Source organism: Bradyrhizobium sp., assembly GCF_035309285.1.
GTDB lineage: Bacteria > Pseudomonadota > Alphaproteobacteria > Rhizobiales > Xanthobacteraceae > Bradyrhizobium.
In genome coordinates this window covers 1-24,444 of sequence record NZ_DATGFH010000034.1, presented here as the reverse complement: position 1 = coordinate 24,444, position 24,444 = coordinate 1, and the positions used below count along the sequence as shown (strand labels likewise).

General features: G+C 62.1%; 21 protein-coding genes. 6 read left to right on the top strand and 15 right to left on the bottom strand.

The genetic code is table 11. The annotated features are described in order from the left end of the window. The first annotated feature begins 121 nt into the window (after window positions 1–121). Both VKR55_RS07605 and VKR55_RS07600 read left to right on the top strand, forming a co-directional pair. Window positions 122–661, top strand: a complete 540-nt coding sequence (locus tag VKR55_RS07605; RefSeq protein WP_324401452.1) for a TRAP transporter small permease subunit — start codon at window positions 122–124, stop codon at window positions 659–661. Next, complete coding sequence (locus tag VKR55_RS07600; protein WP_324401378.1) at window positions 658–2,262, top strand: TRAP transporter large permease; 1,605 nt, start codon at window positions 658–660, stop codon at window positions 2,260–2,262. The genes VKR55_RS07605 and VKR55_RS07600 overlap by 4 nt, the downstream gene beginning before the upstream one ends. 83 nt (window positions 2,263–2,345) lie before the next feature. Here the strand turns inward: VKR55_RS07600 and VKR55_RS07595 are convergent, their stop codons facing one another. From VKR55_RS07595 to VKR55_RS07580, 4 genes are all read right to left on the bottom strand, one after another. After that, window positions 2,346–3,440 carry a TRAP transporter substrate-binding protein gene (locus VKR55_RS07595; RefSeq protein ID WP_324401376.1) on the bottom strand — a complete coding sequence of 365 codons (1,095 nt, stop codon included), beginning with the start codon at window positions 3,438–3,440 and terminating at the stop codon, window positions 2,346–2,348. A 169-nt stretch (window positions 3,441–3,609) separates the two neighbouring features. Then, window positions 3,610–4,698, bottom strand: a complete 1,089-nt coding sequence (locus VKR55_RS07590) for a TRAP transporter substrate-binding protein (protein WP_324401374.1) — start codon at window positions 4,696–4,698, stop codon at window positions 3,610–3,612. 199 nt (window positions 4,699–4,897) lie between these two features. Beyond that, complete coding sequence (apbC, locus tag VKR55_RS07585) at window positions 4,898–6,034, bottom strand: iron-sulfur cluster carrier protein ApbC (RefSeq protein WP_324401372.1); 1,137 nt, start codon at window positions 6,032–6,034, stop codon at window positions 4,898–4,900. A 240-nt stretch (window positions 6,035–6,274) separates the two neighbouring features. Beyond that, window positions 6,275–6,721 (bottom strand): VOC family protein, encoded by a 447-nt coding sequence (locus tag VKR55_RS07580; RefSeq protein WP_324401370.1) that lies wholly within the window; start codon window positions 6,719–6,721, stop codon window positions 6,275–6,277. A gap of 183 nt (window positions 6,722–6,904) precedes the next feature. Here VKR55_RS07580 and VKR55_RS07575 point away from each other — a divergent pair, with 183 nt between their 5' ends. Both VKR55_RS07575 and VKR55_RS07570 read left to right on the top strand, forming a co-directional pair. Further along, window positions 6,905–7,795, top strand: a complete 891-nt coding sequence (locus tag VKR55_RS07575) for an NAD(P)-dependent oxidoreductase (RefSeq protein WP_324401368.1) — start codon at window positions 6,905–6,907, stop codon at window positions 7,793–7,795. Window positions 7,796–7,992: 197 nt separating this feature from the next. Beyond that, complete coding sequence (locus VKR55_RS07570) at window positions 7,993–8,895, top strand: dienelactone hydrolase family protein (protein ID WP_324401366.1); 903 nt, start codon at window positions 7,993–7,995, stop codon at window positions 8,893–8,895. Between the two features lie 132 nt (window positions 8,896–9,027). Here the strand turns inward: VKR55_RS07570 and VKR55_RS07565 are convergent, their stop codons facing one another. The 6 genes from VKR55_RS07565 to VKR55_RS07540 form a co-directional block, all read right to left on the bottom strand. Continuing rightward, entirely contained in the window at window positions 9,028–10,494 is a 1,467-nt protein-coding gene (locus tag VKR55_RS07565) for a sodium:solute symporter family protein (RefSeq protein WP_324401364.1), read from the bottom strand. Continuing rightward, window positions 10,491–10,802, bottom strand: coding sequence for a DUF3311 domain-containing protein (locus VKR55_RS07560; protein ID WP_324401362.1), 312 nt, complete (start codon window positions 10,800–10,802; stop codon window positions 10,491–10,493). The genes VKR55_RS07565 and VKR55_RS07560 overlap by 4 nt, the downstream gene beginning before the upstream one ends. A 58-nt stretch (window positions 10,803–10,860) precedes the next feature. Beyond that, window positions 10,861–11,733: a PhnE/PtxC family ABC transporter permease gene (locus VKR55_RS07555; protein ID WP_324401360.1), complete on the bottom strand. Its 873-nt coding sequence runs from the start codon at window positions 11,731–11,733 to the stop codon at window positions 10,861–10,863. Next, window positions 11,730–12,515 (bottom strand): PhnE/PtxC family ABC transporter permease, encoded by a 786-nt coding sequence (locus VKR55_RS07550; RefSeq protein ID WP_324401357.1) that lies wholly within the window; start codon window positions 12,513–12,515, stop codon window positions 11,730–11,732. The genes VKR55_RS07555 and VKR55_RS07550 overlap by 4 nt, the downstream gene beginning before the upstream one ends. Beyond that, window positions 12,505–13,305 carry a phosphonate ABC transporter ATP-binding protein gene (phnC, locus tag VKR55_RS07545; protein WP_324401355.1) on the bottom strand — a complete coding sequence of 267 codons (801 nt, stop codon included), beginning with the start codon at window positions 13,303–13,305 and terminating at the stop codon, window positions 12,505–12,507. The genes VKR55_RS07550 and phnC overlap by 11 nt, the downstream gene beginning before the upstream one ends. An 82-nt stretch (window positions 13,306–13,387) precedes the next feature. Next, complete coding sequence (locus VKR55_RS07540) at window positions 13,388–14,434, bottom strand: phosphate/phosphite/phosphonate ABC transporter substrate-binding protein (RefSeq protein WP_324401353.1); 1,047 nt, start codon at window positions 14,432–14,434, stop codon at window positions 13,388–13,390. Between the two features lie 659 nt (window positions 14,435–15,093). Here VKR55_RS07540 and VKR55_RS07535 point away from each other — a divergent pair. Continuing rightward, window positions 15,094–16,314, top strand: a complete 1,221-nt coding sequence (locus VKR55_RS07535) for an MFS transporter (protein WP_324401351.1) — start codon at window positions 15,094–15,096, stop codon at window positions 16,312–16,314. Between the two features lie 85 nt (window positions 16,315–16,399). Here VKR55_RS07535 and VKR55_RS07530 read toward each other — a convergent pair whose 3' ends face one another. Beyond that, window positions 16,400–16,834, bottom strand: coding sequence for a GNAT family N-acetyltransferase (locus tag VKR55_RS07530; protein ID WP_324401349.1), 435 nt, complete (start codon window positions 16,832–16,834; stop codon window positions 16,400–16,402). Window positions 16,835–17,207: 373 nt separating this feature from the next. Here VKR55_RS07530 and VKR55_RS07525 point away from each other — a divergent pair, with 373 nt between their 5' ends. Then, window positions 17,208–17,639: a CBS domain-containing protein gene (locus VKR55_RS07525; protein WP_324401347.1), complete on the top strand. Its 432-nt coding sequence runs from the start codon at window positions 17,208–17,210 to the stop codon at window positions 17,637–17,639. 285 nt (window positions 17,640–17,924) lie between these two features. On the opposite strand, the gene VKR55_RS07520 is transcribed toward VKR55_RS07525, so the two are convergent. The 4 genes from VKR55_RS07520 to VKR55_RS07505 all read right to left on the bottom strand — a co-directional run bounded on the left by VKR55_RS07520 (window position 17,925) and on the right by VKR55_RS07505 (window position 23,861). Further along, entirely contained in the window at window positions 17,925–18,992 is a 1,068-nt protein-coding gene (locus VKR55_RS07520; RefSeq protein WP_324401345.1) for a Rossmann-fold NAD(P)-binding domain-containing protein, read from the bottom strand. 423 nt (window positions 18,993–19,415) lie between these two features. Continuing rightward, a complete protein-coding gene (locus tag VKR55_RS07515) occupies window positions 19,416–22,700 on the bottom strand; it encodes a tetratricopeptide repeat protein (protein WP_324401343.1) in 3,285 nt (1,094 codons plus the stop codon). A gap of 40 nt (window positions 22,701–22,740) precedes the next feature. Beyond that, window positions 22,741–23,040 carry a GYD domain-containing protein gene (locus VKR55_RS07510; RefSeq protein WP_324401341.1) on the bottom strand — a complete coding sequence of 100 codons (300 nt, stop codon included), beginning with the start codon at window positions 23,038–23,040 and terminating at the stop codon, window positions 22,741–22,743. Window positions 23,041–23,051: 11 nt separating this feature from the next. Next, entirely contained in the window at window positions 23,052–23,861 is an 810-nt protein-coding gene (locus VKR55_RS07505; protein ID WP_324401339.1) for a glutaminyl-peptide cyclotransferase, read from the bottom strand. Between the last annotated feature and the right edge of the window lie 583 nt (window positions 23,862–24,444).

The following is a 24,444-nucleotide window of genomic DNA, read 5'->3' as shown; positions in this document are numbered from 1 at the left end:
TAGCCTTGCAATCGCTCCTGATGACGAGCCGCGACCGCATGCGTTTGTCGCGCGACGGCGAAGCAATGTCCTGGTGAAGCTAATCGGCGCGCCCGGCAACGGCGACGCCGCGGAGAACATGATGCGTCCATTGTTGGCTCTCAGTACGGCCATCGACCAGCTCAACGAAAAGATCGGCTACATCTGTAATCTGCTCATCTTGCTGTCCTGCCTGGTCAGCGCCGGCAACGCGATGATCCGCTACGCCTTCGACTACTCGTCCAACGGCTGGCTGGAACTGCAGTGGTACATGTTCGCCGTCGTGGTGATGTTCGGCTCCTCCTATACCTTCAAGCGCAACGAGCATGTGCGGGTCGAGATCTTCTATCTGTTCCTCTCCGAGCGCGGCCAGCTCTGGCTCGACCTGATCGGCACGCTGTTCTTCCTGATTCCGGCCTGTCTCCTGCTCTCCTATCTGTCCTGGCCCTTCTTCATGCAGTCCTACTCGGTCGGCGAAATGTCGGGCAACGCCGGCGGCCTGATCCGCTGGCCGATCAAGTTCGTGATCCCCTCCGGCTTCGTCATGCTGGCGCTGCAAGGCGTCTCCGAGGTGATCAAGCGTGCCGCGGCGCTGCAGGGCACCGTCACCATCGACGCGAAATACGAGAGGCCGACGCAATGATCACGCTGGAGATGATGCCGCCCCTGATGTTCGGCGGCCTGGTTCTGGCGATGCTGATCGGCTTTCCCGTGGCGTTCACGCTGGCTGCGGTCGGGCTCTCCTTCGGCTTTCTCGCGATCCACCTCGGCTTCTTCGACCTGAACTTCCTGCAGGCGATCCCGGGCCGCGTGTTCGGCAGCGTGCTTTCCAACGAGCTGTTGCTCGCGATCCCCTTCTTCACCTTCATGGGCTCCGTGCTGGAGCGGTGCGGGCTTGCCGAGGACATGCTCGATTCGATGGGCCAGTTGTTCGGCCCGATCCGCGGCGGCCTCGGCTATTCCGTCATCATCGTCGGCTTCATCCTCGGCGCCATCACCGGAACGGTGGCGGCGCAGGTGATCGCCATGGCGCTGATCTCGATGCCGGTGATGATCCGCTACGGTTACAACATGCGCTACATCACCGGCGTGCTGGCGGCCTCCGGCACCATCACCCAGCTCGTGCCGCCGTCGCTGGTGCTGATCGTGCTCGCCGACCAGCTCGGCAAATCGGTCGGCGACATGTATCTCGGCGCCTGGGGACCGTCGGTCTTCCAGATCCTGCTGTTCGCCGGCTACACCTTCGTGCTTGGCGTCTTCAAGCCGAACCATGTACCGCCGGTGCCGAAGGAAGCGCGCACGCTGACCGGCTGGGCGCTGTGGAAGAAGTGCCTGATGGGCATCATCCCCTCCGCCGTTCTGATCTTCGTCGTGCTCGGCACCATGATGATGGGGCTCGCGACGCCGACCGAAGCCGGCGCCATGGGCGCGGTCGGCGCCATCGTGCTGGCCGCGATCCATCACAAGGATTTCTCCTCCGCGGGCAGCAAGTTCTTGATCATCGGCGTAATCGCGGCCGGCATCGGCACGATCGTGGCGATGCTCTACACTGAGGCCAATCTCGTCTTCAAGCTCGCCTTCGCCATCACCTATCTGGCGGTCGCCTGGATCTGCATCGAGGCCGCGCGCATTCCCGACCTGCGCGATTTGATCAAGCAGGGCTATCAGACCACCATGCGCATCACCTGCATGGTCACCTTCATCCTGATCGGCTCGACCTGCTTCTCTGTTGTGTTCCTTGGCGTCAACGGCGGCGAGTGGCTCGAACACCTCCTGACGTCGCTGCCCGGCGGCGCCTGGGGCTTCCTGCTCTTCATCAACGTCTTCATCTTCTTCGTGGCGTTCTTCCTCGACTTCTTCGAGATCGCCTTCATCATCCTGCCGATGATCGCACCGATCGCGCAGAAGATCCTGGGGCCGGTGGTGGGCGACGGCCCGGCGCTGATCTGGTTCGGCGTCATGCTCTGCGTCAACATGCAGACCTCGTTCCTGCATCCGCCGTTCGGATTTGCGCTGTTCTACCTGCGCGGCGTGGCGCCGAAGGAAGTGAAGAGCTCCGACATCTATTGGGGCGCCATGCCCTGGATCGGGCTGCAGGCGATGATGGTGCTGCTCGTGATCGCCTTCCCCTGGACGGTGACGGGCCTACTCGACAAGCCCGTCAATGTCGACCTCAACAAGGTCAAGATCGAGGTGCCGCAGATCGAGCTGCCGCCGCTGGATTTCGGCCCGCCGAAGCAGTAGCGCGGGCACGTCGCGAAGCAAAGTAAACCCCCGGGCCCTTGGCGCGCCCGGGGGTTTTTCCTTGGCTTTCGGGCCCTGTGAGATCAACTCAGGCTGAGCGTGTGCCCCGTCATGAAGCTGTCGAAGGTGAGTTCGGCCACCCGGTACCATTGATAGCCGTCGTTCGCGAACGACATCAGCGACTCGTAGACCTTCTTGAAGTTGGCATTGCTCGCCGACACTTCGCGATGCAGTTCCATCGCGGCCTTGAACGAAGCCTCCATGATCGCCGGCGAGAAGGCGTGCAGCTTGGTCCCGTTGGCCAGCAGCCGCTTCAACGCCGTCGGATTGGCCTGATCGTAGCGTGCCATCATCCAGTTGTTGGAGAGATGGCCGGCCTGGATGAGCACGTTCTGATAGTGCTTGGGCAGCGCGTTCCATTTATCCAGGTTGACCATGGCGAGCAGGATCGGGCCGCCCTCCCACCAGCCGGGTGTGTAGTAGTGCGGTGCCACCTTGTAGAAGCCCAGCTTCTCGTCGTCATAGGGACCAACCCATTCCGCACCGTCGATCGTGCCCTTTTCCAGCGCCGGATAGATGTCGCCGCCGGCAAGCTGCTGCGGCACGGCGCCGAGCTTCTGCATGACTCTTCCAGCAAAGCCGCCGATGCGGAATTTCAGGCCCTTCAGATCGTCGACGGTCTTTATCTCCTTGCGGAACCAGCCGCCCATCTGAGCGCCGGTATTGCCCGCGAGCAAAGAGATCACATTGTAGCTTTTGTAGAACTCGTTGAGCACTTCCCGGCCGCCGCCAAGCACGTACCAGCCCTGATTCAGTCGCATGTTCGGCCCGAACGGCACGCACGAACCGAAGGCGAAGGTTGGATCCTTGCCGAAGTAATAGTACGACGCGGTATGCCCCATCTCGACAGTGCCGTTCTGCACGGCATCGAGCACCTGCAGGCCGGGAACGATTTCGCCGGCGGCGAAAAGCTGGATCTGGAATTTGTTGTCGGTGGCCTCTGCGACTGCCTTCGCCATGATGTCGGCGCCGCCATACAGCGTATCCAGCGACTTGGGCCAGCTCGCCGTCATGCGCCATTTGAGCTCGGGCATACTTTGGGCAATCGCCGGCGCTGCGATGCTGGCGGCGCCTGCCGCGGCCAGCCCGCTGACCTTGATGAAGTCTCGACGTCTCATGAATACCCCCTTGGTGAGATTGCGTTTAGCGGCCTTTTTGACGAGGCTTGTCGCCAGCATGGAACAATCGGGTTCCAATTTCCATCCCTGCACGCGCAAAAAAGCCCGACCTCGCCGAGAGGCCGGGCTTCGACTTAAGGCTTGCCGGGGCGCTTTCCGATGGTCGGGATCAACCGCGAGTGCGCGAGCGGATCATGAAGCTGTCGAAGGTATATTCGGCAACCTGCCACCACAGATATTCGTCGGAGCGGTAGGCCTGCATTGCGTCGATCGACTTCTTGAAGTCGGCGTTCTTGGCCGAGATCTCCGCCCATAATTCGTTTGTCGCCTTCAGGCAGGCTTCCAGCACCTCGTTGGTGAAGGGACGAAGCTGGGTGCCGCCGGCGACCAGCCGCTTCAGCGCCGACGGATTCTGCATGTCATAGCGCGCCGCCATCCAGGTATTGGCATAGGAGGCTGCTGCGTTGACGATCGCCTGATAGTTCTTCGGCAGCGAATTCCATTTGTCGATGTTGCAGTAAGCGTGCACGGTCGGGCCGCCTTCCCAGAAGCCCGGGTAGTAGTAGAATTTCGCGACCTTCTGAAAGCCGAGCTTCTCGTCGTCATAGGGGCCAACCCATTCGGCGCCGTCGATGGTGCCCTTCTCCAGCGCCGGATAGATGTCGCCGCCGGCGAGCTGCTGCGGCACCACGCCGACCTTTTGCAGCACCTGGCCCGCGATGCCGCCGATGCGGAATTTCAAGCCGGAGAGATCGGCAACGGTCTTGATCTCCTTGCGGAACCAGCCACCCATCTGCGTGCCGGTGTTGCCGCAGGGGAAGCCGATCACGGAAAACTTCTTGAAGAACTCGTTGCCGAGCTCCTGGCCGCCGCCCTGGTACCACCACGAGTTCTGCATGCGCGCGTTGAGGCCGAACGGCACCGAGGCGTAGATCGCAAAGGTCGGGTCCTTGCCGACATAGTAGTACGACACCGTGTGGCTCATCTCCACGGTGCCGTTCGAAGTGGCGTCCAGCGCCTGCAGACCCGGCACGATTTCGCCGGCGGCAAAGATCTGGATCTGGAATTTTCCGTCGGTCATGTCGGAGACGTATTTGGCGAAGATCTCCGAGCCGCCGTAGATCGTATCAAGTGACTTCGGGAAGCTCGACGTCATGCGCCATTTGATTTCCGGCGACGACTGCGCAATCGCCGGCGCGGCGACCGCAGCCGCTGCGGCCCCGGTTGCGGAAACCTTCAAAAAATCACGACGCTTCATCTAACGCATCTCCTTGGCTCGGGGCGTGTCCCCACGTTGCTCGGCTGACCCTCTTTCCGCGACGCATGTCTGCAGCACAACGAAGGCGCTTTCGGCCGCGGGGCTTAACACGGATGGGGACAGGCGAAAACGCGACAAAGGCATGACACTGTACGAAAGTCGCATATCACCCAAAGGTAGATTTGCGTCGAGCGCCGATTCAGGCGGCCGCGATTGCGCCTTGAAGCTGATCGCGAACCTTTTGGCCAATGGCGCGGTAGATCGCCGCGTGCGGCCCGTCGGGCTCGCTGACCACCACGGGATTGCCGGAATCGGACGTCGTGCGAATCGCGATGTGCAGCGGCACCTCGCCGAGGAACGGCACGCCGAGCCGCTCGGCCTCGTGCCGCGCGCCCCCATGGCCGAAAATGTCGCTTCGCTCGCCGCAATGCGGGCACTGGAAATAGCTCATGTTCTCGACGATGCCGAGCACGGGCACGTTGACCTTCTTGAACATTGCAAGTCCCCGCCGCGCATCGATCAACGACAGGTCCTGCGGCGTCGAGATGATGACGGCGCCCTTGAGCGGCACGTTCTGCGCGAGCGTGAGCTGCGCATCGCCGGTGCCCGGCGGCATGTCGACGACGAGCACGTCGAGCGTGCCCCAGAGGACATCGCGCAGCATCTGGGTGATCGCCGACATCACCATCGGGCCGCGCCAGATCATCGCGGTATCTTCTTCGACCAAAAAGCCGATCGACATGATCGAAAGCCCGAAGCGTTCGATCGGGATCATCTTCTTGTCGTCGGTGAGCTCGGGCTTGTTGCGGATGCCGGTAAGCCGCGGCATCGACGGGCCGTAGATATCGGCGTCGAGCAGCCCGACCTTCAACCCGAGGTCGCGCAGGCCGAGCGCGAGGTTGAGCGCGGTCGTGGACTTGCCGACCCCGCCCTTGCCCGAGGCGACCGCGATCACGGCGGCAACGCCAGGGATTTGCGCCTGCCGCGACATCGGCGAGCCACCGGGAGGTTGCGGCGGATGCCTGTGCGCGGAAGCGGGCGGCACGCCGCCTGCAGGCCTGCGCGGCGGTGGTGGCGGCGCACTGCCCGGCTTGCGTTCGGCCGTGAGCGCAATCATCGCGGTCGCGACACCGGGGATGGCGCGCACCGCGCTTTCGGCTCGCGCGCGCACGTCCTCCCAGGCGCGCGCTTCGTGGGCATCGACGTTGATGGAGAAGAAGACCTTGCCGTCGGTGACCGCGATCGCCGACAGCACCCCCGCCTCCGTCAAGGCGACGCCGCGCGGCGACGTCACCTTGGCGAGTGCATCCAGAACCTGTTGCTGCGTGACGCTCACGATGCATCTCCTCGGACGAGCGAACGAAAGCGCTCGCCGCGATTTCGGTTTACCTCTCCCATAGGGAAAGGTCGGATTACATCGACAGATGCAATCCGGGTGAGGGGTTGCGCTCTATCGCGCGGGCAGCGCCCCTCACCCGGATTGCACTGGACGATGCTTCGCATCGCCAGGAGCAATCCGACCTCTCCCCGCTGGGGAGAGGTAAGGCTAGTGATGCGTCGTATAGAGCGATCCGGCTCAGGAGGCCAGTTTCGTCCCGATATCCTGGGCCGTCTCCTTTGGCGCCGAAACGCTCTCTTCCTTGGCGGCCTCGTAGTTCAGCTCGATCATGACGCCGTTGGGGTCATTGACGAAGATCTGCCAGAGCTCGCCGCCCGGAACCTGCCTGGCATCGAAAGGCATGCCCTTGGAGCTCAGGCGCTGCTTCATGCCGTCAAAGCCCCGGCTGACGAAAGCCACGTGATGGACGACGCCGGAATCCGGCTTCTGCGGCTCGTCGGTCCTGGAGATGTCGACGATGTGCACCACCGCCTTGCCCTCCGAGTACATCCAGGCGCCCGGGAAAGCGAAGTTCGGCCGCGGGCCTTTTTCCAGGCCCATCACGTCCTGATAGAAGCGGACGGTATCGTCGAGCTTCCGGGTACGGATGTTGAAATGGTCGAGCACGCCTACGCTCATGCCCATGCGAAACACTCCCCTTTTTGTGAAGTTCGTTGCGGGTGCTATCCTAGCATAAAACGCAGGGCCGTCGCCCAACGAAGCCGTTGCCCTCCTGCGCACAGGGGGTATGGTGCAGGCCCCTCCGAAGCCGCCGGCCTCAAGCCAGAACGCAGGCCGCGCCCCAAGGTTACAAACAAGGTAGCAGATATGGCCAAAGTCGCATTTCTCGGTCTCGGCGTCATGGGTTTCCCCATGGCAGGACACCTCGTGAAAAAGGGTGGCCACGAGGTCACGGTCTATAACCGCACCGGATCCAAGGCCAAGCAATGGGCCGAGAAATTCGGCGGCAAGACCGCGCCGACCCCGAAAGCCGCCGCGGAGGGCCAGGATTTCGTGATGTGCTGCGTCGGCAATGACCATGATCTGCGCGCGGTCACGATCGGCCCCGACGGCGCCTTCGCCGGCATGAAGAAAGGCGCGACCTTTGTCGATCACACCACGGCTTCCGCCGACGTTGCCCGCGAACTCGACGCAGCCGCCAAAAAAGGCGACTTCAAATTCGTCGATGCCCCCGTCTCCGGTGGCCAGGCCGGCGCCGAGAATGGCGTGCTGACGGTGATGTGCGGCGGCGAGGCGGACGCCTATGCCGGTGCCGAGCCGATTATCGCGAACGCCTATGCGCGGATGTGCAAGCGGCTCGGCCCTGCCGGCGCCGGACAGCTCACCAAGATGGTCAACCAGATCTGCATCGCGGGACTCGTTCAGGGGCTTTCCGAAGGCATCCACTTTGCGAAAAAGAGCGGGTTGAGCGTGCCCGACGTGATCGACACCATCTCCAAGGGCGCGGCGCAGTCGTGGCAGATGGAGAACCGCTACAAGACCATGAATGACGGCAAATACGATTTCGGCTTCGCCGTCGAATGGATGCGCAAGGACCTCTCGATCTCGCTCGCCGAAGCCCGCCGCAACGGCGCGAGCCTGCCGGTGACCGCGCTGGTCGACCAGTTCTATTCCGAGGTGGAACGCATCGGCGGCAAGCGCTGGGACACATCGAGCCTCCTGGCGCGGCTCGAGCATGCGGATGTGAAGAAAGCCTAGCGGCGCAGGAGAGTGCGCGGGGCGGATTGCCGATGATGAGGACGCGACATGCGTCCGCAATGAAGCTTTTTTCATCCTGAGGTCGAATTGCCATTCACCGCAGCGCTGCTCATGCTGCAGCGACTGAGTGACTCGTGCTCGCGGGGCGCGAGGTGGCACGCCAGTTGAACGGGGGGCAAGCTGTGAATTCCGTTGGCATGACGAGAGCCTGCGTTTTCCTCATTTCGATCTTTTTGGCGGGGCTTTCGATCGGCGACGCTGGCGCGCTCACGCAGGACCAGGCGAAGGCGCAGTGCCGCAGCAAGTTCGCACCGGTGGTGCGCGAATGCGTGCGCAGCAAAGTCATGAAGAGCGGAGGGCCGCCTGCGCAGTACATACCGGGGTGCCGCAATGCGATCATGTCGAAAGCACGCGAATGCGTCGGCAAGGCCTTGTTCGCGAGCGCGCCGGAACCGGAAATCGACCTGGCGCCACCCTCGGGTCGTGGACGCGTCGTGATCATGCTCTCCGGCGTCGACGGGGCTACAGCCTACAAGCCCTTTGCGGAAAAAGTCGCGAAGCTCGGCTACTATGTCGTCTTGATCGATGGCCGCCAGATCTCGACAAAGGACAAGCAGGGCGGCGATCGGCTCGCGAAAGCGATCGCAACAGCGCAGGGCTCGGCGAACGCCAAGCCTGGCAAGGTCGCCGTCATCGCCTTTTCATTGGGCGGCGGTGATGCGCTGGCCTATGCGGAGCGCCAACCTGACCAGGTGGCGACGGTCATCGCCTATTATCCGGTGACCTCGTTCATCGCCAAGATCACCGATATGAAGTCCTTCGTCGGCAAATTCCAGGTTCCGCTGCTGGCCTTTGCCGGTGCCAAGGACACATTCATGAATTGCTGCCTGGTGGCAACCATTCGATCGATGCAGGCGACCGCAAAGGATCTTGGGAAATCGATGGATCTCGTGGTCTACCCGGACGCCGAGCACGGTTTCATCAAGGGTGCGAACTATCGCGCGGCCGATGTCGATGATGCCTGGAAGCGAACCACGGCGACACTCGCCCAATATCTTGGCGACGCGCCGGCGCACGAAGTAACGGCAGCGCCCAAATAAGTTCTGCAGCGGCCGGATTGGCAACCGGTCGCGCGCACGCGCGCCCGATGACAGGCTGCGCGTAATCCGCCGTCATGCGGGCATGACTTCCACCTCTGGAAGTGGCGGATTACGCCGTCGGCGAATTCGCCCCTACTCCGCGGCCGCTCCCGCCGGCGCCTCGGCGCGCCGCGTCGCAAAGCTGACCACGATCAGCACGATGACGTTCACCCCGAGCGCGACGATGCCGATGTTGAGGTCCTGGATCTCGGGCGGCAGCCAGGCCAGGTTGTGCAAGTTCACGCCGCTCAGGCTGACGGCAGCGACTGTGGCGACGCCGGCGATGATGCCCGCCGCCGCGCCCTCGCGGGTTGCGATGTTGCGTTGTGCAAGGCTGAGTATGAGCGAGGGAAACAGCTGGGTCACGAAGCTGTAGCCCATGAGCAGGAGTGCCACGATGGTCTGCCCGCCCTTGAGCGTGAAGAACACCGCAACCAGCGCCACCACCGGGACCAGCAGCTTTGCGATCCGCGATATCTGCCGGTCGTCGGCCGACGGATTGACGGCGCGGTAGAGGTTGTTGGCCATCAAGGTCGCGGCGGTCATCAGGATCATCGAGCCGGGCACCAGCGCAGTGAGCACGCCGGTCGCGCCGATCACGCCGACGAACCAGGGATCGAACGTCTTCACACTCAGCTTGAACAGCGCGAGGTCGATGTTGGGTCCCGAGAGCCCCGGGACTTGCAGGGTCGCCGCAAACCCGACGAAAAACACGAACAAGAGGATGAGCTGATAGAGCGGCAGCAGAAACGCGTTCTTGCGGATCACCGTGGCGCTCTTGGCGGTGTAGATCGAGCCGAACGAGTGCGGCCACATGAAGAAGCCGAGCGCTGTGAGCAATACGGTCGAGGAGAACCACCACAGGCTCTCGCCGTGCGCCGGCAGCACGGTGAAGCCGGGCTTGGCCTTCTCGATCGCCGCGAACATCGGTCCCAGCCCGCCGTAATAATGAGTAGGCAGATAGAGACCGAGGAAGACGACGATAGCGAGGATCATGATGTCCTTGGCGACCGCGGTCCAGGCCGAGCCGTGCACGCCCGACACCATGACGTAGGCGGCGACGATGATGGCCCCGATCCAGATCGCAACCGTCGAGGAGATCGCGCCGTAGCCCGCGATCTCGACGATGATGCCGAGCCCCTTGAACTGCAGCACCAGGTAAGGGATCAGCGCCACGATGTCGACGAGCGCGACGAGGACGCCGAGCGCGGCACTGTCGTATTTGCGCACGAAGAAGTCCGACTGCGAGTAGAGCCGGTTCTCCTTGGCGTAGCGCCAGATCGGCGGCAGCATGAAATAAGAGAGCACGTAGGCAAGCGTGCCGTAGGCGAGAATGTAGTAGGCCGGCGCGCCCTTCCCGTAGGCGAAGCCGCTGCCGCCGAGGAAAGTGAAGGTGGTGTAGATTTCGCCTGCGAGCAGCAGGAACACGAAGATCGAGCCAAAGCCACGGCCGCCGACCGTCCACTGCTCGAGATTCATGTCCTTGCCGCGGCGGGCGAGAAAGCCGAGCGCAAGCGCGAGCAGCGCGGCGGCAGCAATAAAGGGCAGCGCGCCGTTCATGGCCTCTCCTCCCGGTTGGCGGGATCGGCCGCGTAGATCACGGCCATGATCAGCGAGGTGATCAGGATCCACGTCACGATCCAGGCGAGCAGGAACGGCAGGCCGAGGATGGGCGGGTCCGCCTGGTTGACGAAGAACGGACCAATGATGAGGGCAAGAAACGGAACGACGGCGAGCCAGCGGATGCCGCGCATGGACAAACACTCCTGCAGTTGCGCGAAAAACCTGCCTGCATCGCGAAAGTTCCGGCAGGCGGCACAGACTTTAGTGACAGCGAAACAAAAGGCAAGCTTGTGCAGGCGCAGCAATCGCAACGCTCTGTGGATCACCATATGCGGCTTCGCCAAAATCTGGCGACGCCTGAACTCAAGCCCGATGATCCTTGATCTTGCTTTTCATCCTGGTGGCGATTGTCTCGAGGATGATGGCGAACGCCAGGATGATATAAGTGATCAGCCCGACCTCCCGCAGGTCGAAATAGTATCCGCTCGCCATGTAGAGATCGAAGCCGACCCCGGATGCCCCGGCAGCGGCACCCATCACGACGGCGTTGGCGAAATTCATTTCGAAGCGCAGGAAAGTCCAGGACAACAGATAGGTGGAGGACGATGGAATAACCGCCTGGAAGACGATCTGCCACCAATTCGCGCCGCTGGCCTTGAGGGCCTCGATGACGCTTCGATCGAGATCTTCGAAGGATTCGGCATAGGCTTTTGTCAGGTAACTGATGGAGTGGAAGGTCATGCCGATGACGGCTGCGGTGGCGCCGAGCCCTGCAGTCACCGCGAAGATCAGCACCCAAAGAATGGTCGGCACCGCCCGGACGAAGGCGACCACGGCCTTGATGACGTTGGTCACGGGCTTCGGCGCCAGATTTTGAGCCCCTAGAAGTCCAAGAAACAGGGCAATAAACCCTCCGAACAAGGTGGCCAGAAATGCCAGCCCCAGGGTGATGACCACCTCGTAAAGGGCCTTGAGGAACGAAAGATGCGGACCTCCGGGGTGAAGGAAGATGACCTTCAGATTGGCCAGCGTGTCGGAAACGGCTTGGGCCAGATCGGTACCGCCATTGTCGATGTGCAGCAGAGCATAGATCGTCGTCAGCGCCAGCACGAGCAGCAGGAGCCGGATGACGATCTTCTCTTTGGTCAGCGGGCTGGCCGGAAGGCGGGCGGCCTGGCCAACGGCACCGCCGGTCAGCCGATCCGCGCTGTTGAGGGCGTCCTGCAGGTGCGTCACAGGACGGTCCTTCGCACATAGTTCGAGATCATCTCGATGGAGATGATGGTGACCACGATCATGATCACCACGAGGCTCGCCTCATGAAAATGGAAGCTCTTGTAGTACACGTCGAAGGAAAACCCGACGCCCGTTCCGGTCAGCAGGCCGACCAGGGTGGCATCGCGGATGTTTGTATCGATCATGAACAGCAGCCAGCTCACCATCTGCGGCAGGCTCGATGGCAGGACGGCCTGCAGGATGATCGAGGAGTAACTGGCGCCCGTGGCCTGCAGCGCCTCCACTGCGTGGATACTGGCCTCGTCGATGGTCTCGATGAAGGCTCTGGTCAGAAAACCAAGCGAGCCGAAGAACAGCGCCAGATAGCCGGTCAGCAGGCTCTGGCTGAAGGCCAGCATCAGGATCATGGCCCACGCCACCAGCGGGATGTTGCGCAAGACCGAGGCGAGGCCCCTGGCGACGACACTGAAGAGTGGGTTGATGCGCGTCGTGCGGGAGCCAATCATGGCCAGTATCAATGCGAAGACCGCCGCGACCGTGGTCGCCGCAACCGACATGAGAATGGTATCCCGGAGTTTCCGCAGGATGTCCGGCAATTTCGTCAGGGCGTGGGCATCCGGATAGAAATTGCTCACGCCCCAGACGAGGGCCTTGCCGATACTGGTAAAGCCTGCAACCGCGTCATACTTGGTAACGGCGATCGAACCAGCGGTCAGCACGCCCAGGGCTGCGAAGAAGAGCAGCCTGTCGTTGCGACGCTTGACGAAGATATCAACTGGCATATCTCGCCCTTGGGGCGGGCGATGCCGTCCCGTAGATCTCCGCGATCAGCTCGGACGAAAGCTCGCCCGGGCCGCCGTCGAAGACGAGCCGGCCCTTGTTGACGCCCAGGATGCGGTCCGAATATTTGAGGGCGACATCCACCTGGTGCAGGTTGACGATCAGGGAGATGTGCATCTCGTTCGCAAACCTTTTCAACTGCTCCATGATGATCTTCGAGGCGCTCATATCCAGCGAGGCGATCGGTTCGTCGCAAAGAATCATCTTAGGGTCCTGGACCAGCGCCCGGGCAATGCCGACCCGCTGCTTCTGCCCGCCGCTGAGCTGGTCGCAGCGCTGGTAGACGTGATCGGCAAGACCCAGCGTCGTGATCAGCTCCATGGCCTGCTGTTTCTCGTCGCGGCTGTAACGACCCAGCGCACCTGCCAGAGTGGACTTGGAGCCGAGTCTGCCGTGCAGCACGTTCTCGATCACGGTCAGCCGGTCGACAAGGTTGTAATGCTGGAAGATCATGCCGATCTTGCTGCGCAGCTTCTTGAGGTCCTTCCTGTTGAGCTGGCCGACTGAAATCCCCTCGAAGCGCACCTCGCCCTTGCTGACTTCGATCATCCGGTTGATGCAGCGCAAGAGCGTCGACTTGCCGGCGCCAGAAGGACCGATCACGGACACGAACTCGCCCTTCCTGATGGAAAAGCTGATGTCGTCGAGCGCCGGCTTCGCCCCGTCGTAGTGTTTCATGACATGACTGACTTCCAGGAGCGGCGGGCTGGGAAGTTGCGCTATCTGCGTCATGCTTCATCCCTCATGAAAAGCTGCAGAGCCGGAAAAGCAATATCGGGGCCCGGCGGCCGGGCCCCGACAAAAGTGCTGGCGACTACTTGATTCCCAGGACCTTGCGCATCGGGTCGTACCAGGAGTCGGTGACGGTCACGAACCGCGCGGGAGCCTGGAAATCCGAGCCCTTGGCGCCGGCAGGAGCGAAGATCTTCGTGTTCTTCGCGACCTCATCGGAGCTCAGGACGTCGGTGATCTCCTTCATGGTCTTGTCGCTCAAATAGGCGCTGTTGACCTCGACCGGCGGGTTCAACACCGGAATCGACTTGATGATGACGAACTGTTTGCCGCCGAGCGAGGTAAACGGAGCGGCGGCATCCTGCTTGATCGCGTAAACGGCGCCGGCGGTGTTATCGGTCCCGGAGACCAGCGTCACATAATTCGTCACCAGGAAATCGCACACCGCGGCCACGTCGGCGCGGCCGGTCAAGGCGTTGACCAGCGACAATTGATGGGAACCGCCGAACATCACCTGCCCGAAGAAGTGGCCCTCGCCGCCTTGCGCTAGGTCCTCGAAGGTCAAGCTCTTCCACTTCGGATCGCTCTTGAACTGGCCCACGATGGCCGCAGCCGGCATGTTGAAGCCGGAGGTGGAGTTGGTGGAAACGAAGGACATCCGCTTGCTGGCAATATTGGCGATGTTGAATTGTCCGTTGGACTCGTACTTCGTCTCCTCGCCCTTCTTGACGACCAGACGGCTGTAGTAGAGGGCGTCCTTCAGGGTTCCGGACGGACCCGTATTGACCACCAGCGGAATGACCTTGGGATCCCGGGCGTGCGACGTCAGGTATTCGTTGGCCCCGAACCATCCGATCTGGGCCTGGCCGTTTTCAAGGGCAGCAATGGCGATCGCATAATCGGTGGTGAGCTTGTTTTCCACCTTCTTGCCGGTGGCCTTGGCGATTGCGTTGGCGATTTCATCGCGCATCCCCGCCAGACCGTCCGCGGAGTCGTTCGGCAGCCAGGCGATGGTGAGAGTGTCCGGCTCCTTGGCCGTCTCGGCGTTGGCGGCCGGCGTGGCCGAGACGCCGATCAGGGCAAGGGTCAGCGCCATGACGCTTGCCGAAAGTCCATGTTTCAAATGCATTGCAATTGCTCCCGCGCGGTTGATCGATAGGACGGTCAAGAACCGGCGCGCAGCCGAATTCGTCTGTACGAACCCAAATCGGGGACCCATGAGAGCGGGTTCTCCGTTCGGATGTTTCGACTGCCCTCTGGCCATGGCGACGACTGTCACCGGGCCCCTCGGCTTCTTCGTGCTTGCCTCGTTATTTCCAGGGCATTCGGAAGACGCGTTACGGCATTGCACAGCGTTCGAGACCGATGGCCGCGGGCGAAAATTCTTTTCGCACAAGCACGCCACCGCATTTGATCTAACGACCGCACATGACACTCACATGAAAGCCGATATTTTGTTTGTGTACGCAAAAGGACGTAGCTGTCGGGCAGAAGTCTGTTTCTGGTTGGGATCTAGCTTCGATGCCTGCTTGGCGTGTGCCGCCGCTAGACCAGACCTCGTCGGGGCATGATACGATCGATGCTCATGGCAGCGAACGATCATGGACCCACAGGCGGCGAGCTCGGGCCGCCAACCTGCTTCTTGTCGGTTCGGAGATTCGCCTATCGGCATGGCCGAAAGTCTATGTGGAAATCCGGGTTTGACCCGATGCGCGCGCCTGACCTGACTTCCGTGCAATGGTCAATCGGGTTGCGATCTGCAAGCATTCCGCGCGGGGGTGCACATTCATGCTGCAATCGTCGTCCTCCCTAGAAACCAGGGACTCCTGGATCGTCGCCTCGGTGGCGCTCCTTGTCATGATGATGGCGTTTGGCGCCGCCTGGATCATTGCGGTCGCGCTCAAGGACATCGCTGGCGAGATCGGCGGCACGCGTTCGATCCCGGCGCTTGCCAGTGCGCTGGCCTGGCTGGGCTCCGGCACCGGCGGCATCATGATGAGCCGCATTGCCGACCGCGTCGGCACACGCTGGACGGTGATCTGCGGCACGCTGATGATCGGCCTCGGACTTACGATCTCGACACTGGGTTCGCCGTGGCCGCTGTGGATCGGGCACGGGCTGTTCATAGGCTTGGTCGGCCTCGGCGGCATCAATGCGCCTTTATACATCTATGTCAGCCGCTGGTTCGACCGCAGACGCGGCTCGGCGCTGGCGTTGATTTCGAGCGGCAGCTATCTCGCAGGCTCATTGTGGCCGCCGGCGTTCGAACGTGCCATCGCCGCCCTCGGCTGGCGTCAGACGATGCTCTGCTACGCGATCATCGAGATCGTGGTCATCGTACCGCTCGCCGCATTGTACTTTCGTCATCCGCCCGAACTCTTCCATCAAGCCCCCGTGCTCGGCGCCGGTATCCGCCAAACGCACCTGCTCGGCCTGCCGCGCAATCTCGTCTTCGCGATGATGTGCGGCGCCGGAATCCTGTGCTGCATTCCGATGGCCATGCCGCAAGGCCATCTGGTCGCCTTCTGCACCGATCTCGGCATCAGCCGCTCGATCGGCGCCCTGATGCTATCGGTGCTGCTTGGCACCGCCTTCCTGAGCCGGCAAATCTGGGGCCTGATCTCCGATCGCATCGGCGGTCTCGCGACCGTGCTGATCGGTTCAGCCGCGCAAGCCGCAGCGATGACGGGCTTCCTGTTCACCCAGAACGAAGCCGGCCTGTTCATGGTGGCGGCCGCGTTCGGGCTCGGCTTCTCCGGCATTATCCCGGCTTATGTGCTGGCCTTGCGCGAACTGTTTCCGGCATCGGAGGCCTCATGGCGCATTCCGACGCTGTTGCTGTTCAGCGGGTTCGGCATGGCCAGCGGCGGCTGGCTCGCCGGCCTGCTCTACGATCACTTCGGCTATTACGCACCGGCCTTTGCGGCCGGCGTCGGCGCCAATCTTCTCAATTTCCTTGTGATCGGCGTGCTCGTCGCGCGGCAGCGCTATCAGGCGGCCTATGCATGAACGATCTCACGTCGCAATGAGGGTATAAGCAGACATCCGGGAACGGGTCGAAAATGACGCGAGTGGGCCCGTAGCGGACATGCAGTCATTCATCTCGATCTGCAAGTATCTTGCAGAGAACCACATTGATGTGGCCTTCGGGCCAATCCTTAAGCTCGGCCATACGCTTGAAACCTGCCTTTTCATACATTTCTGGCGCCTGGAAGTCGTAGCTCGACACCCAAATCCGGTGGACACCCCGATTACGTGCTTCCGCGACAAAAGCATTCAGCAATGCGCGTGCGTACCCACGCCTTCGATATCTTTCATCGACCCACATCTGTCGCAGTTCAGAAATGCCCGCCCACGTGTAGCCAGCCGCGACGCCAATCATTCGTCCCAAGTCGTCGTGGATCACGAAACCTAAGCCCTGGCCGTCATGTCTCCCTGTCGCCTGACTGTTGTGCTCGTAGAGATGGACCTCAATTGCGTCGAGTTCTTTCGGAGACAGGGCATGCTGGGGCTCAATATGAGGATTCATTTTGTCCGCCTTAGGAACCAGGCAGTATCGCCCGCGCGGTGTAGTATCCTCGCCGACATAGTGTGAAAACTCACTACTGGAAATATGCCGCCCGCCGCCATGCGCGTCGGCTTATGGGCCCTGAGGCGACCTCGCTCGGAGGCCGGCTCGGGTCCTCTATCGGGCTTGAAGCGGACCCATTCGCCACAATCCTCGACCGGTGCTTTTGACCCGGAGTGGAATTCGCCCCCAAATCGGCAGTGACGCACAATTGACTGGCGCTCAGGGCCTTCAATCCTTCCGCCCATCAGGAGAAGCGGTAAAGTTTGCGCGTATGTGCAATGCCGGTCGCATCCTCGAGATAAGCGGCCAGGCCACACGATGGGAGAAGGCTATGACCATCGAAAGCATTCTGAGGCGGAAGGGCACCAACGTCACAACGATAGCTCCGGACGTCAGCATCAAGAGGGCGGCGGACTGGCTCCGCGCAAAGAATATTGGCGCCCTCGTAGTGACGAGTGAGGACGCAGTTCTCGGTCTCATTTCCGAACGCGAAATCGTTCATGCATTTTCTCGCTATGGCGAGACAGCCGGGTCGATGCTTGTGAAGGAAATCATGCAATACGGTGTGACCACCGTGTCACCGGACGAGAGTGTCAATCGCGTGATGAACCTGATGACGCACCATCGCGTGCGCCACATGCCGGTACTGCGCGGCAGCAAGCTAATCGGTATCGTCAGCATCGGCGACGTAGTCAAGTATCGACTGGAGGACCTGGAGCTTGAGACAAACGTCCTACGTGACGTTTACAACGCCGCGCGTTAACGGCTCGGGCGAGAAGGCCAGCGCCACCAGGATTGCCTGGATCGTGGACGGCCACCACTCCGACTGCGTCCGCTGTTGGCGGTAGATCGGCCCTCGGCAGAACCTGACCCTATCGGCGCGAATGACCCCAAAGCCGACCTTTCAGGAGCTGGATAATTTGAAGCGGTGTATTCCTGGTTTGAGAACTGATCTTGTTTAGGTCGAGTTCGCCGAAGGCTAGCGAGGATCAATCCTCTGCAATCTCGCGGAAGATACCACCATGAGAAAAAGCAAATCGATTGAATCTCAGGCTGCAGCTTTTCTATTTGCGGCAAGACGCTGATCAACTAGCGCGACCTGGGCATCGATCACCGGATGCCTCAAGCCTTTCTGAAGGCCAATGAGCTGGACCAATTTGTCGGCGCGTTCGATATTTGGCGCGCCATTCTGCAACGCGCGCGCCGCGGAAGCCGGGCGGGTCAGGCTTTGCGCTGCAGCAGCGTACTTTTCGAACGGAACAAGATCGGACGGCTTGGCGCCGAGCTTCACGCAAAGATCGAAAACGAAATTGTAGACGGAACGCGATTCTTCGATATTTGAATGCACGGCTTCTTGCGCCGTCCGCATGCCATCCCTGGTGATGCACCGGTAGTTACCCGCGAGCAGCATCGACCATTTGGCGAGCGGCACCCAGATCGAATCGTAGGCCTTCAGCTTGACCGGGAGCTCGATCTCCTCGCCGGATATCTTGAAGCGTGCACGATCAACGTCGTTTTCAAGGTTACGGACAATCTGCGTGTCCTTGTCGTCCTCGAACCTTGCGCATTTGAAGTTGGTCGGCAGCGTAACCAGGAGCTCGTTGGCCTTCCCGTCCGGCGGACGGATCGCCTGAGGATCGGGACTATTCAGCGTGATCTTGTGTGGACTGACTGAATCCCAGACTCGCGGATCGGTATAGGCCGCCTCCAGCGCCTTGTAATCGAGACCGGGAATCCGCTTGATATAGGCGAGCGGCGGCATGTTCATGATCGACATGCAAGGCACTCCCGACTTGCCCACCGCATCCAGCAATTGGCGCACGCCGTCCGAGCGATATTGTGGCTCCTGCATGCACAAGCCGACGAGATCGAACTTCGATGGATCGACACCGGTTGCGGGGCCTGCCCTCACGTTGCCCGGCAGCTTGCGGGACTCGAGCAACACGGGCTCCTTGCGGCCACGGATGGGCAGCGTCACCCTGAACCCCTCCGCATTGATCAACTGAGCTTCTGCCGGCAGGCACACGAGGTGGATCGAATGGCCGCCGAAGAGCAGCTTGGACGCAAGCAGGGATCCATACGACGCGCCCATGAGGAGGATGTTATAGACTGGCATTTATCGTTCCCCCTTTTTCAGGACTCTGGCCAATCCGAGCAGTTCGCCGCCAGTTGCGTTCGTGCCGTTTCTTTTTCTCGGACGAAGAGATGCTGTCGTGATCCCATTCATCCCGCAAGCAAGCTATAATCCATTTCGGCGCTTCAGAGATATGATTTTCAGGAAGCCTCACCGCGTCGTCCGCACAACGCAAGAGAGTGGGACCAGGCGTCTGTTGAAGTTGCGCTGCAGCAAACGCTCTGGGGCTGATCACGTGGAGAGCCTGACTATCAATGACCCTGAAGCGCTGCGCGACGCGGCCGTTGCTTCGTTGCTACGCAGGCGCACCCGCTGATGGCGCGGCAGCGCGATCGCGCCGCCTATGCCTGAACGATCCCTTGGGCTAGGCTGCAGTCGCGCTGCTCACGGATACTTGTGCCCCTGTTAACCCGCCGCGGCGGCCTCGGCCTGCGGCAGCCAGTGGTGCATGTCCATGTCGCGGTAGAGCTGCAGCGCCGTAGCGAGATGCGTGCGCGCCGCCTCGCGTTCGCCCGCGCGCAGGCGCAGCCGGCCGAGGCCAAAGTTGCAATGAGCCAGCAGCGGGCGCATACCGAGATCGTCGGCAATGCTTATAGCCGAGCCAAAAGCAGAAATCGCAGCGGCCGTTTCCGCGCTGCCGGCGGCGATCTCGCCGGCGAGACGCAGCGCCCAGGCTTCGGAGCCGCGCTCACGACGGTCGCGGGAAATCTTGAGTGCGCGCTCGGCATGTGCCATCGCTTCGGCGCGCCGCCCCGACAAGAGACAGGCCTCGCCCAGCACGGCGATGACGGCGGCTTCGCCGATCTTGACCTGCATGGCCGACATCCGCGCGACCCCCTCCTCCAGCAGGAAGCGCGCCTCGTCAAGCTTGCCCGCCAGCGCGTAGGCGTGCCCCAGCATGCCCGTGATCCAGGCGCTCAGCGCCGCGAAATCGCCGCTGCGGGTCAGCTCGGCGGCCCGTTCCAGCACCGGTATGGCTTGCGTCAGCTCGCCCCGACGGAGCAAGGCGAGACCGAGACCGCAGGAGGCGGCGGTGATGCTGTAAGCATGGCCGGCGGCCTCGGCTTCGGCGATACCACGCCGGCCATGGTCGATCGCCTCAGTGAACCGGCCCAGCTCAGCCAGCGACGAGACGAGCCACGCGCTCGTCGCGATCGATGATTTGTATGGCAGTTGAAAATGCTGCCGGATCACGTCGTCCTGCAGCGAGCTCAGGCTGGCCTGAAGCCGCTGCACCGCTTGCCCATAGTCGCCCATGGAGAAATGCACGTGTCCGAGATAGCGGCTGGCAATGACCTCGAGCGCGGCATCGTTCTGGGCGCTGGCGGTGTCGAGCGCCACCTGGCCGGTCTCCAGCGCTCGGCCGTAGTCGCCGAGCGCCCAGAGAAGAGGCGTCAGATATCCGGAAACCCAGCCCAGACGGCGGCGGTCGCCGAGGCGGCGGGCGAGCCCCTCGGCTTCGATCAGAGTGCGGAACATGCGAGCCCGCTCGACCAGGGGCATGAGCGCGTTGCGCAGCTCGAGCCGCACATCGATCCCCTGTTGCAGAGTGGACGGCTCGTCGGGAAGATGTGAGAGGGCCGTCACCGCCTGATCCAACAGCACGATGGCGTCTGTGTCGGCCGATCGCGCAACGGCATTCGCGGCGGCGCGGCGCAGATACGCCGGCGCCTTGTCCCACAACTGGGCGCGGAAGGCGTGATGAGCCAGCTGCTCCGCCCGGTCGAAGCTGTCCGGCAGCACCGCTTCCTCGAGAGCGTGGAATATCTGCGTATGCAGGCGTCGCCGGCGCTCTTGCAGCAAGGTGCCGTAAGCAACCTCATGCGTCAGCGCGTGCTTGAACACGTATTCGCGCGTCGGGTAGCGGCGCGCCTCATACAGGAACTCCGCGGCGCGGAGACGATCGGTGGCGCGATCCAGCGCCTCTGGCTGCGCGCCGGCAATCTCCGCCAAGAGCTCGTACGACACCCGCCGGCCGATTACTGCCGCGCATTGCAGGATGCGCTTCTCCTCCGCAGGCAGACGGTCGATGCGCGCGGCGAGCACGGCCTGAACCGAGGCAGGCACGCTGATCTCCTGCGGGCGCGCCACAAGGCGATAGGCGCCTGGTTCTCCCACCAGAATTTGCGCCTCGACCAGCGCATGCACGCTTTCCTCCAGGAAGAGCGCGTTGCCGTCGGTCTGCAGCTCAAGGTCGCGCTTGAGCACGGCCAGGCTTGCATCCGTGCCCAAGAGCGCATCCAGGAACGCCTCGACCTCGGCGGGCGAGAAGCGCTCCAGGCGGATTTGCGAGTAGCTGCGGTGGCCCCAGTCCGGTTGGTAGTCCGGCCGGTATGACACCAACACAAGGATGCTGGAATCGCGCAAGCGGTCGATGACCGTATCGATGAACGATCGGCTGGCGGCGTCGATCCAGTGCAGGTCCTCGACGACGATGACCAGCGGCCGGGCACGGCTTTCGCGCAGCAGTGCCTTGGCGATGCCGTTCACGATAAAATACTGCCGTTCTCCGGGACTGCGCCGCAGCCGCAAGTCGCCGTCCGGCAGGAACAGCGCCTCGAAGGCGTTGAAGATTTCATCACGATCTTCGGCCTCGATTCCCTCCACCCTGCGCTCGAGCTTGGCGCTGATAGCCGCTGGATCATCGCCGCGCTCGACATTAAGATATCCGCGCGCCAGCTCGATCACCGGGACCATCGGACTTGTTGGGCCGAAGGCCTCCGAGCCGCTCTCGAGCACCAGGCAGCCCTCTGCCTGGGGCGAGCGGATAAACTCAAGGAACATGCGCGACTTGCCGATGCCGGGCTCGCCGACCACCGCCACTAGCTGGCCGTGACCGGAGCGCGCCTTGTGCATTGTCTCCGCCAATACGCCCAGCTCCAGGGAGCGACCGACGAAGCGCGATAGCGGACGATCCTGCGGTCCGCGGATACGGCTCCGCTCGGCGCGGACGCCGAGCAGCCGGAACAGCTCGATCGGGTGCGCCAATCCCTTGACGTCGAACAAGCCGAGCGGTGCCGCGTCCACCAGGCCGGCCAGCAACTTCAGCGTTTGGGCGGTCAAAGCGACCGTACCGGGCTGCGCCAGGTGCTCGACCCGCGAGGCGACATGAGCGGTCTCGCCAACTGCGGAGTAATCGCTTGGCAAGCCGCTGATACTCGAGCGCATCACCACTTCGCCTGAGTTGAGACCAATCCGCACCAGCACCGGGACGTCGGACTTCCAGCCCGGCTCTTGCGTGAGCTCGCGCACCGCTTGCTGCATGGCAAGTGAGGCCGATGCAGCGCGCAGCGCATGGTCCTCATAGGCGATCGGCGCGCCAAACAATGCTATGATGCCGTCGCCGATCGTGCGATTGACTGTGCCGCCAAAGGTCTTGACCGCATGGACGAGGCGTTCGAGCACGGGATCAAGGACGGCCTTCGCCTCCTCCGGGTCGCGGTCCGCGATGATCTCCAGCGAACCGCGCACGTCGGCGAACAGCACCGTGACGTATTTGCGCTCGGTCTCCAGCACCGGCGGCAGATGCAGGGCAGCAGCAGCGAGCCCTGCACCGCATCCGCCACAAAACTTCTCATCGACGCCGTTGCCGAAGCCGCAGGCCGGACACGGCCCCGTCAGGAGGGCGCCGCATCCGCTACAGAAGCGCCTTTCGCGGCGATTGACACAGCCACACTGCGCGCACTCCATGGTCGGCACCTACAGGTTCGCGCTTGCCACACCGCTGCAGCTATTTTGCCAGCGGCGCGAACTGGTCGAAATCCCATGCCTTCATCACCGTAATATCAACGTCTCCCGGCTGCTGCAGCAAGTTCAGGCATTGAAACATCCGAAAGTCCTGGTTCGGCTGGATGGTGACGATCACCACCGAATCGTAGTCGCCCATTGTGACGTGATGCGACAGGACCTTCCCTCCCAGCGTCTTCTCCAGTGAGGCGGCAATCGTGGTCCAGCGCTTGCGCGCGGCCTCCGGCGTCGCGTACTTTCGCCCCTCGCTGGTGTATTTCGACAGAATGATGAAAGTATCCATCTCTCGCTCCGCTACGGTACAAAACGCACCCTGAACACTTTCGGCCACAGCTTGCCTGTGACGAGGAAGGTGCCGTCCGCCGGGTCATAGGCGATGCCGTTCAGCACTGCGGCCCCATTCGCCTTCGGAACGTCATTCCCCAAACACCCCTGCTCGTGTTGGTCCAGCAGATCTGGAAGGTCGATGATCTTCGTCACGACGCCGTTGCGCCCGATCTCCACAATGCTGTTGGTAGGATACACATTGGCGTAAACCAGATCGCCAACGCACTCCAACTCGTTGAGATACTGCTTGGGTTGACCATCCACGGTCACGGAAACGGTCGATTTCACGGCGAACGTTCTGCGGTCGCGCAGCGTCAGCTTGTCGGTGCCGTCGCTCATCACGAAGTCATGGCCGTTGAAGCACAGCCCCCAGCCTTCGCCGGCGTAGTGGAATTCCCCATTGCGCTTGAACGGCTTCAAGTCGTAGATCAGCGCGACGTGCTGCTTCCAGGTCAGCTGGACGATCCGGTCACCCGCCACCGCCACTCCCTCGCCGAAATCCTCCTTGCGCATCTGGATCGCTTCGGTCACCAATCCGGTCTCGACCTCGACGCGGCGCAGCGAGGATAGTCCCTTGTAGCCGGTACTTTCGATCAGCTTGCCATCGTGAAGTGACAGCCCCTCGGTGAACGCCCAGACGTCATGCGGGTACTCGGCAATCACCTCGGCGTGCCAGCGCGGCGTCGCCGTGCTGGTGACCGCGCGCGGCATGCTGTCCAGGATCGGCTTGCTGCCGGCAAAATCCTGGCCTGCTGCAGAAACCGTCATCAGCACCATTGGTGCAAGCAATAAATAAAAGCGCATACGGTCCAGACTAGAACCGACGTAACGTGGAGGCAAGGGCGGACGGTGGGCACTGCCAATCCTGGTCAAGGCGAGCGGGAGCCGCGGTGGGTTCGGCATCGCTTGCGTCCAGACGTGCTCGTTGTAACCGGGCCGATGTCGGTCCAGCGCGTCGTTTGCTGAGCTTGGTATCGTATTGGCACGAGGACAACAGACAGGCCGAGTGTAGGCTTGCGACTTTTTGGCGCGCCGGCGATGACCGCACCCGCCCAGCCTCGGGACGGGCAAATCACTTCGTTTAATCAGAAGCAACGTCGGACAATGTCAAGCCCTTCCGCGAAAAATTTTTACCTTCCGTTTTACAGAAAATTATGGTTGTCTCCCCTCATCCCGCCTCCACAGGAGGGGCGTATCGCGATCGTCACGGACGTGGGTTGCGGGATGCGATGGACGTGAGGGTGCTCAGCGCGCTTGCCGCGCCGACGAAAGCATTCCTCGCGGACGAGCGAAATCGTGCGGTCCCGACGCCCCGACGCTGGCGTCAAGTTTCTCGCTGACACGTTCGCGGGAAGCGACG

Excerpts from the sequence above, each read along its gene's own strand:
- VKR55_RS07605 (WP_324401452.1), top strand. The coding sequence starts at position 122 with ATGCGTCCATTGTTGGCTCTCAGTACGGCCATCGACCAGCTCAACGAA.
- VKR55_RS07600 (WP_324401378.1), top strand. The coding sequence starts at position 658 with ATGATCACGCTGGAGATGATGCCGCCCCTGATGTTCGGCGGCCTGGTT.
- VKR55_RS07595 (WP_324401376.1), bottom strand. The coding sequence starts at position 3,440 with ATGAGACGTCGAGACTTCATCAAGGTCAGCGGGCTGGCCGCGGCAGGC.
- VKR55_RS07590 (WP_324401374.1), bottom strand. The coding sequence starts at position 4,698 with ATGAAGCGTCGTGATTTTTTGAAGGTTTCCGCAACCGGGGCCGCAGCG.
- VKR55_RS07580 (WP_324401370.1), bottom strand. The coding sequence starts at position 6,721 with ATGGGCATGAGCGTAGGCGTGCTCGACCATTTCAACATCCGTACCCGG.
- VKR55_RS07575 (WP_324401368.1), top strand. The coding sequence starts at position 6,905 with ATGGCCAAAGTCGCATTTCTCGGTCTCGGCGTCATGGGTTTCCCCATG.
- VKR55_RS07570 (WP_324401366.1), top strand. The coding sequence starts at position 7,993 with ATGACGAGAGCCTGCGTTTTCCTCATTTCGATCTTTTTGGCGGGGCTT.
- VKR55_RS07565 (WP_324401364.1), bottom strand. The coding sequence starts at position 10,494 with ATGAACGGCGCGCTGCCCTTTATTGCTGCCGCCGCGCTGCTCGCGCTT.
- VKR55_RS07550 (WP_324401357.1), bottom strand. The coding sequence starts at position 12,515 with ATGCCAGTTGATATCTTCGTCAAGCGTCGCAACGACAGGCTGCTCTTC.
- phnC (WP_324401355.1), bottom strand. The coding sequence starts at position 13,305 with ATGACGCAGATAGCGCAACTTCCCAGCCCGCCGCTCCTGGAAGTCAGT.
- VKR55_RS07540 (WP_324401353.1), bottom strand. The coding sequence starts at position 14,434 with ATGCATTTGAAACATGGACTTTCGGCAAGCGTCATGGCGCTGACCCTT.
- VKR55_RS07535 (WP_324401351.1), top strand. The coding sequence starts at position 15,094 with ATGCTGCAATCGTCGTCCTCCCTAGAAACCAGGGACTCCTGGATCGTC.
- VKR55_RS07530 (WP_324401349.1), bottom strand. The coding sequence starts at position 16,834 with ATGAATCCTCATATTGAGCCCCAGCATGCCCTGTCTCCGAAAGAACTC.
- VKR55_RS07525 (WP_324401347.1), top strand. The coding sequence starts at position 17,208 with ATGACCATCGAAAGCATTCTGAGGCGGAAGGGCACCAACGTCACAACG.
- VKR55_RS07520 (WP_324401345.1), bottom strand. The coding sequence starts at position 18,992 with ATGCCAGTCTATAACATCCTCCTCATGGGCGCGTCGTATGGATCCCTG.
- VKR55_RS07515 (WP_324401343.1), bottom strand. The coding sequence starts at position 22,700 with ATGGAGTGCGCGCAGTGTGGCTGTGTCAATCGCCGCGAAAGGCGCTTC.
- VKR55_RS07510 (WP_324401341.1), bottom strand. The coding sequence starts at position 23,040 with ATGGATACTTTCATCATTCTGTCGAAATACACCAGCGAGGGGCGAAAG.
- VKR55_RS07505 (WP_324401339.1), bottom strand. The coding sequence starts at position 23,861 with ATGGTGCTGATGACGGTTTCTGCAGCAGGCCAGGATTTTGCCGGCAGC.